The 14,297-nt window shown below is 44.9% G+C and carries 12 protein-coding genes; 4 read left to right on the top strand and 8 right to left on the bottom strand.

Going from position 1 to position 14,297, the window contains the following annotated elements:
- Window positions 1–4 precede the first annotated feature (4 nt).
- The 4 genes from ISG33_RS12085 (at window position 5) to dnaB (ending at window position 4,460) form a co-directional block, all read left to right on the top strand.
- On the top strand, window positions 5–991 hold the full coding sequence (locus ISG33_RS12085) for a DUF4097 family beta strand repeat-containing protein (RefSeq protein WP_195733882.1): 987 nt from the start codon (window positions 5–7) through the stop codon (window positions 989–991).
- A gap of 112 nt (window positions 992–1,103) precedes the next feature.
- The gene (locus ISG33_RS12080) at window positions 1,104–1,712 is read left to right on the top strand and encodes a hypothetical protein (RefSeq protein ID WP_195733881.1); all 609 of its coding nucleotides are present in this window, start codon (window positions 1,104–1,106) and stop codon (window positions 1,710–1,712) included.
- On the top strand, window positions 1,709–2,950 hold the full coding sequence (chrA, locus tag ISG33_RS12075) for a chromate efflux transporter (protein ID WP_195733880.1): 1,242 nt from the start codon (window positions 1,709–1,711) through the stop codon (window positions 2,948–2,950). Before ISG33_RS12080 ends, chrA begins: the two co-directional genes overlap by 4 nt.
- A 169-nt stretch (window positions 2,951–3,119) precedes the next feature.
- Complete coding sequence (dnaB, locus tag ISG33_RS12070; RefSeq protein WP_195734394.1) at window positions 3,120–4,460, top strand: replicative DNA helicase; 1,341 nt, start codon at window positions 3,120–3,122, stop codon at window positions 4,458–4,460.
- 66 nt (window positions 4,461–4,526) lie between these two features.
- On the opposite strand, the gene yghU is transcribed toward dnaB, so the two are convergent.
- The 8 genes from yghU to ISG33_RS12030 all read right to left on the bottom strand — a co-directional run bounded on the left by yghU (window position 4,527) and on the right by ISG33_RS12030 (window position 14,278).
- Window positions 4,527–5,387: a glutathione-dependent disulfide-bond oxidoreductase gene (gene yghU / locus ISG33_RS12065; protein WP_195733879.1), complete on the bottom strand. Its 861-nt coding sequence runs from the start codon at window positions 5,385–5,387 to the stop codon at window positions 4,527–4,529.
- Window positions 5,388–5,466: 79 nt separating this feature from the next.
- Window positions 5,467–6,648 carry a 2-methylaconitate cis-trans isomerase PrpF gene (prpF, locus tag ISG33_RS12060; protein WP_195734393.1) on the bottom strand — a complete coding sequence of 394 codons (1,182 nt, stop codon included), beginning with the start codon at window positions 6,646–6,648 and terminating at the stop codon, window positions 5,467–5,469.
- A gap of 75 nt (window positions 6,649–6,723) precedes the next feature.
- A complete protein-coding gene (gene acnD, locus ISG33_RS12055; protein WP_195734392.1) occupies window positions 6,724–9,324 on the bottom strand; it encodes a Fe/S-dependent 2-methylisocitrate dehydratase AcnD in 2,601 nt (866 codons plus the stop codon).
- Window positions 9,325–9,346: 22 nt separating this feature from the next.
- A complete protein-coding gene (gene prpC, locus ISG33_RS12050; RefSeq protein WP_195733878.1) occupies window positions 9,347–10,468 on the bottom strand; it encodes a bifunctional 2-methylcitrate synthase/citrate synthase in 1,122 nt (373 codons plus the stop codon).
- 77 nt (window positions 10,469–10,545) lie between these two features.
- The gene (prpB, locus tag ISG33_RS12045) at window positions 10,546–11,433 is read right to left on the bottom strand and encodes a methylisocitrate lyase (protein WP_195733877.1); all 888 of its coding nucleotides are present in this window, start codon (window positions 11,431–11,433) and stop codon (window positions 10,546–10,548) included.
- A gap of 10 nt (window positions 11,434–11,443) precedes the next feature.
- Entirely contained in the window at window positions 11,444–12,106 is a 663-nt protein-coding gene (locus ISG33_RS12040; RefSeq protein ID WP_195734391.1) for a GntR family transcriptional regulator, read from the bottom strand.
- 85 nt (window positions 12,107–12,191) lie between these two features.
- Entirely contained in the window at window positions 12,192–12,881 is a 690-nt protein-coding gene (locus ISG33_RS12035; RefSeq protein WP_195733876.1) for a hypothetical protein, read from the bottom strand.
- Window positions 12,882–12,988: 107 nt separating this feature from the next.
- Window positions 12,989–14,278, bottom strand: a complete 1,290-nt coding sequence (locus ISG33_RS12030; RefSeq protein ID WP_195733875.1) for an OmpA family protein — start codon at window positions 14,276–14,278, stop codon at window positions 12,989–12,991.
- Window positions 14,279–14,297 lie beyond the last annotated feature (19 nt).

Raw genomic sequence — 14,297 nt, 5'->3', positions numbered from 1 at the left:
AAATATGAAAAATGTAATCGTTAACACTATAAAAGTTGCCTTTGTTGGCATTGTGCTGAGCGTATCAAGCACAGCATTGCTTGCTAAACAAAGCGTTGATGAGCAGATGTCTGCTGACCCAAAAGGCAGCGTAGAAATTGAGCATGTAAATGGGACGGCCGTAATTACGGGCTGGGATAAAGAGCAAGTTTCAGTTAAGGGCGAACTTGGTGACAATACTGAAGACTTTAGATTTGAACGTAACGGCTCGTCTATACAAATAATTGTTGAGACAAAGAAGAAAAATTCTTGGGGGAATTGGGGGAAGGACGATGGCGATACTCTCACAATTTTTGTTCCACGGGGAAGTCGTGTTAGTTACACCTCGGTAAACGCCGAAATTGCGATGAGCAACATTCTTGGCGGTACGGATATCGAAGTGGTAAATGGCGATATAGATGTAAAGGACCTTTTTCAAAAAATTCGTTTGGAGTCGGTCAATGGTGATATTAAAGCCAATAACCTAGATGGTGACTTGGCAATTGAAACGGTGAATGGCGACATTAATGCAACTCAGCTATCGAAGCAGCCAAAAAGTGATGAATTGGCACTGAGCACTGTTAATGGCGATATTTCTATTGAGAGCAATAGCAGTGAAGTGAGTGCTGAAACAGTCAACGGCAGTATTGAATTAGTATTGCAAGAGGTAGATGAAGTTGAACTAAATACGGTTAATGGCTCTGTCGATGTTGAAATGATACTGGCAAAAGATGCTAGCGTTGATGTGACGTCAGTAGGCGGCAGTATCGACTTGAGCTTCCAAAAAGGAGTAGGTGCTAGATTTGATATCGAGGCCCACGCAGGAGGTTCAATTAAGAATACAATCAGCGATGACAAACAACAAAAAGCAAAGTATGGCCCCAGACGCTGGCTTGAGTTTAGCACGCAAAATCCAACTGCATCGGTTGATGTGTCGACCGTCAATGGCAGAGTGAAGTTGACCACAAAGTAAATAGTCATTGAATTTTAACTAGAGGGTATTAAAGTATCGGCATTGTTTACTCGCAGCTTGTGTTGAGGTTTAACTTAAGCAATATGCGACCTACCGTTAAGAGTTGGATTCGATGTCGAATATTATCTATTTTGTTGGAGGGGGGGCCGATAAAACCAGAGAGCGCTTTGGTTTTATCAGATGGGGCCCTACTCACTTAATGGGGCTAGTGAAAGCCGAGTTCGACGCAAAAAAAGGGCCTCATTCGGTTACCAAATATTTTGGATACTTAGAGAAAAAAGCAATCATCGACGACATCGTTAATGAACGCAAAAGCAGGCCCAATATCCGTATACATCTTGTGGGTCATAGCCGAGGTGGCACGGTAGTAAAAGATATTGCTATGCAAAGCTTACCTGCCTTAAACATTCGAGTGCAGCTGGTAGCATCTCTTGACCCAGTCAAAACCAAACCTTCACACCGTTTTAGTTTGCATCAAGGTAAACAGCACGCCAACTTTGAACAATTTATGTGTGTTTTTGCAAAGCCCAAAAAAAGAGACTTTACCGACTTTGTCGCTATGGCCGGTGGCCAGTATGGAATTCGTTTGAAGGACTTGAGTGATCATTTTGTACAAGTGGATGTGAACCATGGCAAACCTTATGCAATGATGTCGGCCGCTCTGGATGATAGTGGTATAACGATCGAGGAGATTTTGCTTAAGGAGTCGCGCAGTAAATGACTGTTGGCCCTCTTCACATATTTTTGAGCTTTTTGAAGTTAGGGTTTACTGCGTTTGGTGGCCCAGTGGCTCATTTGGCTTTCTTTCGCGCAGAGTTTGTTGAAGCGAAAAAGTGGCTAAGCGAAGAAGACTATACTGAGTTGGTCGCGTTATGTCAGTTTTTACCCGGCCCCGCTAGCAGCCAAGTAGGGCTTGCGATTGGTTATTTGCGTGGAGGCTATTTAGGGTCAGTGCTGGCGTGGACTGCATTTACTCTGCCTTCAGCCATTATTTTAGTGATTTTAGCCCTTAGTTATAGTTCTCTAGGCTCGTCGGTGCCGACAGGTTTATTGTTAGGTCTCAAAGCCGTTACTGTTGCCGTCGTTGTTCAAGCCCTATGGGGCATGTCTCGGGCTATTCTCATTAGCAAATTACATAAAACGATTGCCGTTGTAAGTGCTGTCAGTTTGCTTTACTTCAACCTGATATGGCTACCTATTGTTTTGATAGCGTGCTCAGCCTTAGTCGGTCTTGTGCTGTTTAAAAGCGAGTCTAATTCAGATGCTCAGCATCCTTCGTCGAGCTTGTTTGATCATATATCAAAAGGACGCAAAAGTGGCTTTGTGTGGCTTTCTGTGTTCGTTGTTAGTTTGATTACCTTAGCTCTTTTAGCTCACTTATACCCAGATAGTGGGATCGCCTTGTTTGATGCCTTTTTTCGCACTGGCGCCATGGTGTTTGGTGGCGGTCATGTCGTATTGCCTTTACTTGAAGTTGAGACGGTTCAGCGCGCGTGGATCGAAAAAGAAGCGTTTCTTGTGGGTTATGGTGCAACGCAAGCTATGCCTGGCCCAGTTTTCACTTTCTCTGCATACTTAGGTGCCTTGAGCAACTTGCCCGCTGAACATGCTCAACATCCATCCTTTTTGTTTGGAGTGGAACTAAAAAATGCACTATTAGCCTTACTCGGTATTTTTTTACCCTCATTTTTTATGGTTTATGCAGCCTTACCGTTTTGGAAAATACTGCGTACAAATACGCGAATAAAGTCTGCACTCATTGGCATAAATGCTTGTGTGGTAGGTATTTTACTTGCGGCGCTTTACGATCCTATTATTACCACAGCACTGGGCTCACTCGACGGCAGCAGTAAGCAGATAATTGCAATTTTATTTGCCTACCTGGCCTTGGCTGTTTGGAAGTTGCCACCTTGGTTAGTTGTCATTGCTGGCGCACTACTCGGCTTGATTTATTATTAAACGCATTTTTTGCGCAGACAAAACATAATTTTTAACGCATAATACTGAGCCAAATTTTCAACACGTAAAGACAGTCACTTTGGATTTTCAAGACTACAACCAAGATAGCTATAATCAGTCTGGTCGCAATAAAAAGGGCGGCCAAAATGATGAAGTTGAACAGTTAAAGATTCCGCCTCATTCGATTGAAGCTGAACAGTCTGTGCTTGGAAGTATGATGATAGCCCCAGACTCGTGGGACAAGGTGGCGGAAATTGTTGTCGAAAATGATTTCTACAACCGTTCTCATCGCCTTATTTTTTCAGCAATAATCAAACTACTGAGCAACAACCAATCAGTCGACACAGTTACCGTGAAGGATACCCTTGCACAAAGTGGTTTACTTGACGAAGCCGGTGGCTTTGCATATCTGATTGAACTAGCGAAAAACACGCCAAGCGCAGCCAATGTATCTGCGTATGCCAACGTCATCCGAGAAAGAGCGGTAGTGCGGGAACTCATTGGCGTTGCCCATGATATTGCGGATATTGGCTATAATCCAGAGGGGCGCGACAGTTCCGATATTCTTGATTTAGCTGAATCCAAGGTTTTTGAGATCGCCGAAAAACGAACAGGCGAAAATGAAGGCCCTAAAGATGTTACCGCAGTCTTAACGAAGACGGTCAACAGACTCGACGAACTCGTAAAACAAGGCCAAGAAATTACCGGTGTATCAACTGGTTATTCTGACTTAGATAGTAAAACAAGTGGCTTACAGCGTTCAGATTTAATCATTGTTGCGGCTCGTCCGTCTATGGGTAAAACAACCTTTGCGATGAACTTGTGTGAAAACGCGATGATGCTCCAAGACAAACCTGTACTTGTGTTTAGTTTGGAGATGCCTGCTGAACAGATAATGATGAGAATGTTAGCTTCTTTGAGTCGAGTAAATCAAACCAACATACGTACTGCTCAGCTTGACGATGAAGAATGGGCAAGAATGTCTGGTACGATTAAAACCCTAAAGGAAAAAGACAATCTATTTATCGATGACTCCTCTGGCTTAACACCCATGGAGCTTAGAACTAGAGCAAGAAAAATAGCGCGAGACAAGGGCGGTATATCATTGATAATGGTCGATTATCTTCAACTTATGCGAGTGCCGTCCTTAAGTGAAAATCGCACGCTAGAAATTGCAGAGATCTCACGGTCACTCAAAGCCTTAGCTAAGGAGCTTGAAGTGCCAGTGGTTGCCTTATCGCAATTGAATCGAACCTTGGAGCAGCGAGCAGATAAACGCCCTATAAACTCCGATCTCCGTGAATCAGGTTCAATCGAGCAAGATGCCGACTTAATAATGTTCATCTATCGCGACGAAGTATATAACGAGGCCTCGGAATTAAAAGGCATCGCTGAAATTATCATTGGAAAACAAAGAAACGGGCCGATAGGTACAAGCAGATTGACCTTTCAGGGGCAATTCTCGCGTTTTGACAACTATGCCGGCCCAGCCTTCGATGATGAATATTAGTCGAAACTAGGTTTTTGCAAGCGTAGCTTCGCTATTATATCGCAACAACACCCCTGCTTTATGTGGCTACTTTTTGTCTTCGGTTTGGGTGTCAAAGTCTGCTGCATCGTGACGCTCGTGAAGCTGGCCGCTTGGCTCTCCCCAAGTGCGGTTTACCATTTTACCGCGTTTCACTGGCGTGCGTGCATCAATGGCCTTAGTCCAACGTTGTACATTTTTATATTCTTCAACTTGCAAGAATTCACCCGCTTCATACAACTTACCGAGCGCTAAACCACCATACCAAGGGAAGATGGCCATATCGGCGATAGTGTATTCATCACCACTGATAAATTCCTTGTCGGCCAACTGGCGGTCTAATACGTCCATTTGACGCTTCACTTCCATGGCATAGCGGTCGATGGGGTATTGATACTTCTCTGGCGCATAAGCATAAAAGTGACCAAAGCCACCGCCTAACATTGGTGTAGAACCCATCTGCCAAAATAGCCAAGACATTGTTTCAGCTCTCTGTATGGGATCTTTCGATAAAAAGGCGTCAAATTTATCGGCGAGATAAAGTAATATCGATCCCGACTCAAATACGCGAGTAGGCGTGGCTGTGCTGTGATCGACCAATGCTGGTATTTTTGAATTTGGATTAGCGCTAACAAAGCCCGTTGTAAACTGCTCGCCTTCCATGATATTCACCAGATAAGCATCGTATTCTGCCTCGCTGAAACCTGCAGCAAGGAGCTCCTCTAGCATGATGGTGACTTTTGCACCATTGGGGGTCGCTAAGGAATAAAGTTGCAGCGGGTGTTTGCCAACAGGTAGGTCTTTCTCTGAGGTTGGCCCAGCAATTGGGCGATTGATGTTGGCAAATTTACCGCCGCTCTGTGAATCCCATGTCCATATTTTAGGTGGTGTGTATGTTGGGTCTGCCATTGCTACTTCCTTATCGTATTAAATTTATTATCTATACAGTTACTGTAAGCTATAAGAACAATTTAGGGCAGTTTTTCTTTCAAGCGCTAAAGTTTACGCGTACAAAGCCTTCCATTAACACCCTAGCACTGCGACTCATGCTCACCGTATTCACTTGCCAGTCACTTGTGGTATCACCATTTTGAGAGGCTTTCGCGCCTACTTTCAAGCTTCCTGATGGGTGGCCGAAAGTGATGCTAGCATCCTCCTTGTTGGGATTACTGGAACTATTTGCCGCATTACTCACGAGCGTACCCGGTATTGCCGCAGCGGTGCCAATCGCCACTGCTGCAGTGCCCATCATCGCATGGTGAAGCTTACCCATAGAAAGTGCTCTCACATTTAGGTCAATGTCTTTGGCTGAAATTTCTTTACCACTACTAGATATATAGCTTTGGGCTTTTCCGACAAAAGCAACTTTAGGGGTATGTTGACGCGCAAGCGCTTCACCTATGTCGTTAATTAAGCCCATTTTTACGGCGCCGTAGGCTCGAATAGTCTCAAATTTGGTAAGTGCTTCTTGGTCGGCATTAATATCATCTTGCAGCTCACAGCCGCTATATCCCAGTTCCTCGGCGTTTAAAAATATCGTCGGAATGCCAGCATTGATCATAGTGGCATTAAAGCTACCAATATTTGGCACTTCCAAAGTATCTATCAGATTCCCAGTTGGGAACATGGCACCATCAGCATCCGCTGGGTCAACAAACTCAACCTTGACTTCGGCCGCCGGAAAAGTCACGCCGTCAAGCTCAAAGTCGCCGGTTTCTTGTACTTCACCATCACACATAGGTACTTTTGCAATAATGGTTTTTTGGATATTAGCTTGCCATATTCTTACGCTCGCAATGCCGTCGGAAGGAAGCTTTTGGGTATCAACTAAGCCATTGCTAATCGCAAACGAACCAACGGCAGCAGTCAGGTTCCCACAATTACCCGACCAATCAATAACAGGTTTATCAATACTGACTTGGCCAAACAGGTAGTCAACGTCATGGTCTGCTTTCTGACTTCTACTAAGCAAAACGGTTTTACTCGTACTTGATGTCGCCCCACCCATGCCATCTGTATGTTTAGCATAAGGATCCGGACTACCTATCACGCGAAGCAAAAGAGCATCGCGGTATTCTCCAGGAACCTGTGCTTTTTTGGGCAAATCATCTACCTTAAAAAACACCCCCTTACTTGTGCCACCGCGCATATAAGTAGCAGCGATCTTCATTTGAGGAGCATGCTTAACTACTGTCTCGGCCTCGCGTGTTTGTATTTTTGTTTGAGATTTAGTCACGCTTCATCCTTACGCAGTGGCTTCTAAGAAGTCTTGAGCGAACCGCTGCAATACCCCGCCAGCCTCATATATTGACACTTCTTCTGCAGTATCCAAGCGGCATTTCATCGGTACTTTTACTACTTCAGCGTTTTTCCGAGTAATCACTAAGTTAAGCTTTGCACCAGGGCTACGTTCGCCTTCAATGCTAAAGTCTTCTGTGCCATCAATGGCTAGTGTTTTGCGCGTAGTACCTGCTTCAAATTCAAGTGGAAGCACGCCCATTCCGATAAGGTTAGTTCGGTGTATGCGCTCAAATCCTTCTGCGGCAATCACTTCAACGCCTGCAAGTCGAACACCCTTTGCAGCCCAATCACGTGATGAACCTTGTCCATAATCGGCACCAGCTATGATTATTAATGGCTGTTTACGCTGCATATAGGTTTCAATCGCTTCCCACATTCTGACTACTTGCCCTTCTGGCTCTAGCCTCGCAAGTGAACCCTCTTGAAGCTCACCATCTACTATGGCCATTTCGTTTTTTAAACGAGGGTTGGCAAAAGTGGCGCGTTGCGCGGTGAGATGGTCACCGCGATGAGTGGCGTAGGAATTAAAGTCTTCTTCGGGTAAGCCCATTTTATGTAAATATTCACCTGCAGCACTATTCATTTGAATCGCATTTGAGGGTGATAGGTGATCAGTTGTGATGTTGTCACCGAGTACAGCCAAGGCCTTCATTCCGCTCATGCTGCGTTCGCCAGCCAAAGCACCTTCCCAGTAGGGTGGCCTGCGAATGTAAGTACTCATTTCGCGCCAGTCGTATAAGGGCGGTGTTTGTGCTTTGTCTGCTGCACCATAATCGACGCTTAAGTCGAACATCGGATTGTAGACCTTGCGGAACTGTTCTGGTTTCACACTTTGCTTTACGACCGCATCGATTTCTTCGTCACTAGGCCAGATATCCTTAAGACGAATTTCGTTGCCTTTAGCATCTCTGCCCAATACATCCTTTTCTATGTCGAAACGAATAGTGCCAGCAATCGCATAGGCAACAACCAAAGGAGGGCTTGCTAAAAAGGCTTGATTTGCGTGTGGGTGAATACGACCGTCAAAGTTACGGTTACCAGACAAGACTGCTGTTGAATAAAGCTCACGCTCTTTAATTTCTTTTTCTATCAGCGGGTCGAGTGCTCCGCTCATACCGTTACAGGAAGTACAGGCAAAAGCAACGATACCAAAACCGAGGTTTTCCAGCTCAGGCAACAAGCCCGCTTCTTCCAAATATAGTTGTACGGCTTTCGAACCAGGTGCTAATGAACTTTTCACCCAAGGTTTACGCACTAATCCGAGTTTATTGGCATTGCGAGCAATTAAGCCTGCTGCAATCATATTACGTGGATTGCTTGTGTTCGTGCAACTAGTAATCGCTGCGATGATAACGGCGCCATCAGGCATTTTACCTGCTTCATTTTCAACAACGCCACTAATACCTTTACTCGCAAGATCAGCCGTTGAAACTCGGCTATGTGGATTAGAAGGCCCTGCGATGTTGCGTCCAACCGAAGAAAGATCAAAGCTTAGGCGTCTTTCATATTCAGCATTTGCCAAGTCGTCAGCCCACAAACCAGTGTGTTTGGCATAGTGCTCAACCAGTTTTACTTGCTCATCTTCGCGGCCTGTCAATGTAAGATAATCAATGGTTTGCTGGTCAATATAGAACATGGCTGCGGTGGCGCCGTATTCTGGGGTCATGTTTGAAATGGTAGCGCGATCGCCAAGGGTAAGGTGTTTTGTTCCCTCGCCATAAAATTCCAAATAGGAAGATACTACTTTTTGTGCCCGCAAATATTCGGTAAGTGCTAGCACGATGTCAGTAGCAGTAATACCAGGCTGAGGTTTGCCCGTCATTTCCACGCCAATAATATCGGGTAGGCGCATGTAAGATGCTCGGCCAAGCATCACACTTTCGGCTTCTAAGCCACCAACGCCTATAGCAATAACACCTAGTGCATCCACCATGGGGGTGTGACTATCAGTTCCCACCAAGGTATCTGGAAAGGCGACGCCATCACGAGTTTGCACAACCGGCGACATGCGTTCCAAGTTTATCTGATGCAAAATACCATTGCCCTGAGGAATCACATCAACATTCTTAAATGCGCTTTTGGTCCAATTGATAAAATGGAAGCGGTCTTCGTTACGACGGTCCTCTATTGCGCGATTTTTTGCAAAAGCATCTTTGTCATAGCCGCCGTGTTCCACTGCCAACGAGTGATCAACAACTAACTGGGTCGGCACTACCGGGTTCACTTGTGCTGGATCGCCGCCTTTGGCCGCAATAGCATCTCGCAAACCCGCTAAGTCAACTAAGGCGGTCTGCCCTAAAATATCGTGGCAAACCACCCGTGCTGGATACCACGGAAAATCGAGATCACGCTTGCCCTCGATAATTTGCGACAAGCTGGCGTTTAGCTTCTCAGGCGCACATTTGCGAACCAAATTTTCAGCCAATACACGCGACGTGTAGGGTAACTTTTCATAGGCCCCCGGCGCTATATTATTTACCGCTTCGCGAGTATCGAAGAAGTCTAGCGCAGTGCCGGGCAGCGGCTTTCTGTATTCATAATTCATAGTCGTACTCTTCTGTGCTAGTTTATCGCTCGCTGATGAGGGGAACAGGGCGAAGCGCTTCGCCAGTGTAATCTGCAGACGGGCGGATAATTCGGTTATCTGCTCGCTGCTCCATAACATGTGCTGCCCAACCAGTAAGACGTGACATTACGAAGATAGGTGTAAATAATTTGGTCGGTATATTCATGAAGTTGTAGGCTGAAGCATGGAAAAAATCAGCGTTACAAAATAAGCCTTTTTCGCGTTTCATCACCTCTTCGCAACGCACTGATACAGGGTAAAGTACCGTATCGCCCACTTCATTTGCTAGCTTCTCCGACCACGCTTTGATGATCTCGTTACGAGGATCTGACTCAGAATAAATAGCATGACCAAAGCCCATGATCTTTTCTTTACGTGCGAGTTTGCCCATCATTTCTGCTTCAGCATGCTCGGCTGAAGTGAAGCCTTCGATCATTTCCATGGCAGCTTCGTTTGCACCGCCATGAAGAGGGCCTCTTAACGAGCCTATCGCACCTGTTATGCATGAGTGCATATCGGATAATGTTGAGGCACATACGCGGGCTGTAAAGGTCGAGGCGTTAAACTCGTGCTCGGCATATAAGATAAGTGAAACGTGCATGACTTGTTCATGTAATTCGTTTGGTTTTTTGCCGTGTAGCATATGTAAAAAGTGTGCGCCGATAGAGTCATCGTCGGTTGCTACGTCAACTCTTATGCCATCATGAGAAAAGCGATACCAATAACAAATTATGCTAGGGAAGCACGCTAGCATCCTGTCGCTGATTTTATCCTGTTGAGAAAAATCGTCTTCCATTTCGAGATTTCCCAGCATTGAGCAACCAGTGCGTAGCACATCCATTGGGTGGGCATTGGCTGGTATACGCTCCAATACTTCTTTGAGTGCTTGCGGCAAGTCGCGCATGCCCTTCAGCAAGGCTTTGTATTCGTCGAGCTCGGTTTGAGTCGGTAGTTTTCCTTTTAGAATAAGGTAGGCGACTTCTTCAAATTGACATTTTTCTGCTAAATCTTTTACATCATAACCTCGATAGGTTAAGCCTGAGCCAGATTGCCCAACGGTTGATAATGCGGTTTTTCCTGCCACTTGCCCGCGTAAACCTGCGCCACTTAGTACTTTTGCCATTGTAATTTGCTCCTGCTAGTTTTCTGTCGCTAGCCATTTAATGATGAGTTTTAAATTGTGTTGTTGTGATTAATGCCTTACAGATTTTTCTTTTCTGCGAATAGCGCATCAAGTTTTTGTTCGTAGTCGTGATAGCCCAGATAGTCATACAGATCCATACGCGTTTGCATGCTATCAACTACAGCTTTTTGGTCGCCGTTTGCTAATATCGATTGGTAGACCATTTCGGCGGCTTTGTTCATCGCTCTAAACGCACTTAATGGATACAACACCATGGCTGCGCCCCATTCACCTAATTGTTCCTTGTTCCACAGTTCAGTTTGACCAAACTCCGTAATATTGGCGAGAATAGGTACGTCTAGTGCTTTTGCAAATGCACGATAGTGCTCTTCGGTTTTTACCGCCTCAGCAAAAATACCATCTGCACCCGCCGCAACATAAGTCTTGGCCCGTTCAATCGCTGCTTCTAAGCCTTCTTGAGCAAAAGCATCGGTTCTAGCCATAATGAAAAAGTCGGGATCAATTCGCGCATCAACAGCAGCTTTTATACGGTCTACCATTTCTTCAGTACTCACAATGGCTTTATTAGGACGATGTCCACAGCGTTTTTGAGCAACTTGGTCTTCCATATGCACAGCAGCAGCCCCTGCTTTTTCCATGTCGCGAATGGTTTTGGCAATATTGAATGCGCCGCCCCAGCCAGTATCAATGTCGACCATTAAGGGAAGGTCGCAGGCAGATGTAATTCTGTTCACGTCTACTAACACATCGTTTAGGGAGGTCATACCCAAATCAGGAAGTCCGTAGCTGGCATTCGCCACGCCACCGCCCGACAGATAAATAGCCTGATGCCCAATTTTCTTCGCCATCATTGCCGAGTAGGCATTAATTGTACCTACAATTTGTAGGGGCTTATTGTTGTTTAGGGCCCGACGAAACTTCTTTCCCGCGCTAGCTTGGCTCATAATTACCTCGTTATTGATTTTTTAGTCTGTTTTCAATATTTTTCATTGAATAAGTGATGTGTCTGCGCATCAGTATTTCTGCGAGCTCTTCATCTCGATTACTGATGGCTTGTACAATATTTTTGTGTTCTTCAAAGGCGGTGCTTACACGCGGGCCAACCATGCCGAGTTGTACACGATACATGCGAATGAGGTGATACATACCGTTCACCAGCAAAGAGATGAGGTGGTCGTTTTTACTACCTAAAATAATGCGATAGTGGAAGTCGACATCACCGGCTTCTTGGTAGTAAGTTTCTGTTCCCTCTACTTCTCGAAAGTGATTATTTAGTAGGTCTTTTAGATCGAGAATCTCATGGTCAGTCATGTTCTTGGCAGCCAGTCTTGCAGCCATACCTTCTAAGGATTCACGAACTTGATACAACTGCACCAAACCTTGCGCTGTGAGCGACACAACCCTCGCACCCACATTAGCTTTGCGCTCGACAAGGTGGCAACTTTCTAAACGATTAATCGCTTCTCGCACGACAGCGCGACTCACCGAATATTTTGTCGACAATTCCACTTCGCTTAATTTACTGCCAGCGAGGATGTTACTTTCTACAATGTCATTTCTTAGTTGAAAGAAGGTTTTATCGGCGCCAGTAATGGCTTGTTCCGAGAGTGAATTCATCATTTTGGCCGTTTGATTATAGTAGAATCTTGTCAATTATTGTCGACAATATAGGCTTTTATTTGGATGAATTCAAGTTTTATGCTTAACTTTGTCGACAATCCCCAGCGTGGGCCTTTCTGAGTGTGAAAAGGCCAGCCATACCAAATAGAACAACGAGGTAAAGGGCAGGAGAGTTCACCGGAACAGACTGATCCTCAGCAGTGGTTATCACTCTTATCTGGTCAATATTTGTAGCGTCTGCAAATAAATTCGTAATGTTCAACGTGTTTGCGAAAAAGTCAAATTGGTCGTTGCTTTCACCAGGCCTAATAGCAGAGTTGCCGTTGTCATAGCTGCTTGTTACAGAATTGAAAATAGAATCAGATAAGCTCAGGCCACCCAAGCTGATGAAAACCCCTACAACGGTTTCGTCAAAACGAATACTGGCTTTACCAGAAGAAGTTGCTACGAGTGGATTGTAGACTATTAGGTGACTGTGATAGCGGCCTTGAAACAAGGTGCCAGTTAATGGGTTAATTGATGTCGGAAAACCAAATAGTTGCGTACTCTGGTCGAGCAAATCATAGTCAACAGCCATATTTTGGTTAATGAGCATGTTTTGGTTTTCATTGAAAACCATTATTGCCGAATTTTGAATATTGCTTGTCGAGACATCGTTAGGCGCAGTGCCCATAAAGACTGCATTGCCACCCACTGCAATCACGCTTGAGTAGGCAGTAAAGTTTGCACTAAATATGAGTATCATCAAGCTTAGCTTTTTCATCATTTGCATTGTCTTTCCTTTGCTATTTCTGGCATAAAAAAAGCACCTAGGCCTTACGCCTTAGGTGCTTTTTGACTCACTATCGCTAATCCAACTTTAGTTAAAGTTAGCAAATATTAACGAGTGGCAGTTGTTTTCACTTTAGTAGAAACTTTAACTTCGATACGACGGTTTATGCGATGAGCTTCCGCAGTGTTTGAAGTGTCTTTCAATTGAGTTTCACCATAACCTACCGCAGTAAGGCGTGACGCTTCAATGCCATACTTGTCGATAAACATTTGTCTTACAGACTCAGCGCGTTTTTGTGATAAAGCTTCATTATATGCAGCTCTGCCTACCGCAGAAGTGTGACCTTCAATAACTGCGTTGGTGTTACCATAGCGTTTCATAAAGTCTACAAACTCTAAAATCTTGGCAGATTCTGGGTTTTCGATTTCACTACTGTTATTACCAAACAATACGTCTAGCGCAATTGACACTTCTTTTTCAACCAATACGCTACAACCTTCGCTATCAACTTTATCAGTCATTGGCGTATCTAAACACTTGTCTTTGCTATCTAAAACGCCGTCAGCATCTTTATCAAGATTTACTGCACAGCCTTTAGCATTAACAACTGTGCCAGCTGCAGTGTTAGGGCAAGAGTCATTAGCATCTAAAACACCATCGTTGTCAGCATCTTTGATTGCACAGCCGTTCACGCCAACTTTAGTTCCAGCTGGTGTGTTAGGACATTGGTCAGCAGTATTAAGAACGCCGTCAGCATCGGTATCAATGTTACAACCGGTTGCATCAACTTGAACACCGACTGGTGTTGATGGGCAACGATCTACTGCATCGTATACGCCATCGTTGTCAGTATCTTTGCGCACTGGTGTAGTGTTGGTATCACCAAATATATAAGCTAGACCAAGTTTTACACTGTATTCGTTGTAGCCTTGACCAAAGTCACGATAACCTGCAAGCTCCGTAATCACACGAACCTTTTCGGTTGCTTCCCAGTGCTTACCAATACCGTAGCTAAGCATGCGGTAGCTTTCTCGGATAGACTGTTCACGTAGACCACTGAATAAGTAGGCAGCGTCATCTTCCATAAAGAACATTAGGTCAGCGCCAAGCATCGTACCATCGTCACCGTTACCTGGGCGATTTGGTCCTTGCATATCAAGGAAAATACGAGAAAGTTCAAAACGAACCGCCCACTGAGGGTCAAAGCGGAAACCTAACTCAGCACCGAAAGTACTGCCATCGTCGAGGTATCCCATTGGCTCTGGTTTTTCTGAATCAGCACCATAATGCTGTACAAAACCACCTACCCAGTTTTCGTAAGGTGCTGATTCTTGCGCATGAATATTTGCTGATGCTACCGCAAGTGCTATTGCAGAGATGAACATTGAGCGTTTCATTTATGACTTCCTTTTATCC

The sequence above is a fragment of the Marinibium conchae genome, from assembly GCF_015595035.1.
Lineage (GTDB): Bacteria > Pseudomonadota > Gammaproteobacteria > Enterobacterales > Alteromonadaceae > Glaciecola.
The sequence above is the reverse complement of the archived record's forward strand: the minus strand, read 5'-3'. Positions and strand labels throughout refer to the sequence as shown.

Excerpts from the sequence above, each read along its gene's own strand:
- prpC (WP_195733878.1), bottom strand. The coding sequence starts at position 10,468 with ATGGCAAAAGTACTAAGTGGCGCAGGTTTACGCGGGCAAGTGGCAGGA.
- yghU (WP_195733879.1), bottom strand. The coding sequence starts at position 5,387 with ATGGCAGACCCAACATACACACCACCTAAAATATGGACATGGGATTCA.
- ISG33_RS12040 (WP_195734391.1), bottom strand. The coding sequence starts at position 12,106 with ATGAATTCACTCTCGGAACAAGCCATTACTGGCGCCGATAAAACCTTC.
- ISG33_RS12035 (WP_195733876.1), bottom strand. The coding sequence starts at position 12,881 with ATGCAAATGATGAAAAAGCTAAGCTTGATGATACTCATATTTAGTGCA.
- ISG33_RS12085 (WP_195733882.1), top strand. The coding sequence starts at position 5 with ATGAAAAATGTAATCGTTAACACTATAAAAGTTGCCTTTGTTGGCATT.
- acnD (WP_195734392.1), bottom strand. The coding sequence starts at position 9,324 with ATGAATTATGAATACAGAAAGCCGCTGCCCGGCACTGCGCTAGACTTC.
- chrA (WP_195733880.1), top strand. The coding sequence starts at position 1,709 with ATGACTGTTGGCCCTCTTCACATATTTTTGAGCTTTTTGAAGTTAGGG.
- ISG33_RS12030 (WP_195733875.1), bottom strand. The coding sequence starts at position 14,278 with ATGAAACGCTCAATGTTCATCTCTGCAATAGCACTTGCGGTAGCATCA.
- prpB (WP_195733877.1), bottom strand. The coding sequence starts at position 11,433 with ATGAGCCAAGCTAGCGCGGGAAAGAAGTTTCGTCGGGCCCTAAACAAC.
- prpF (WP_195734393.1), bottom strand. The coding sequence starts at position 6,648 with ATGAAGATCGCTGCTACTTATATGCGCGGTGGCACAAGTAAGGGGGTG.
- ISG33_RS12080 (WP_195733881.1), top strand. The coding sequence starts at position 1,104 with ATGTCGAATATTATCTATTTTGTTGGAGGGGGGGCCGATAAAACCAGA.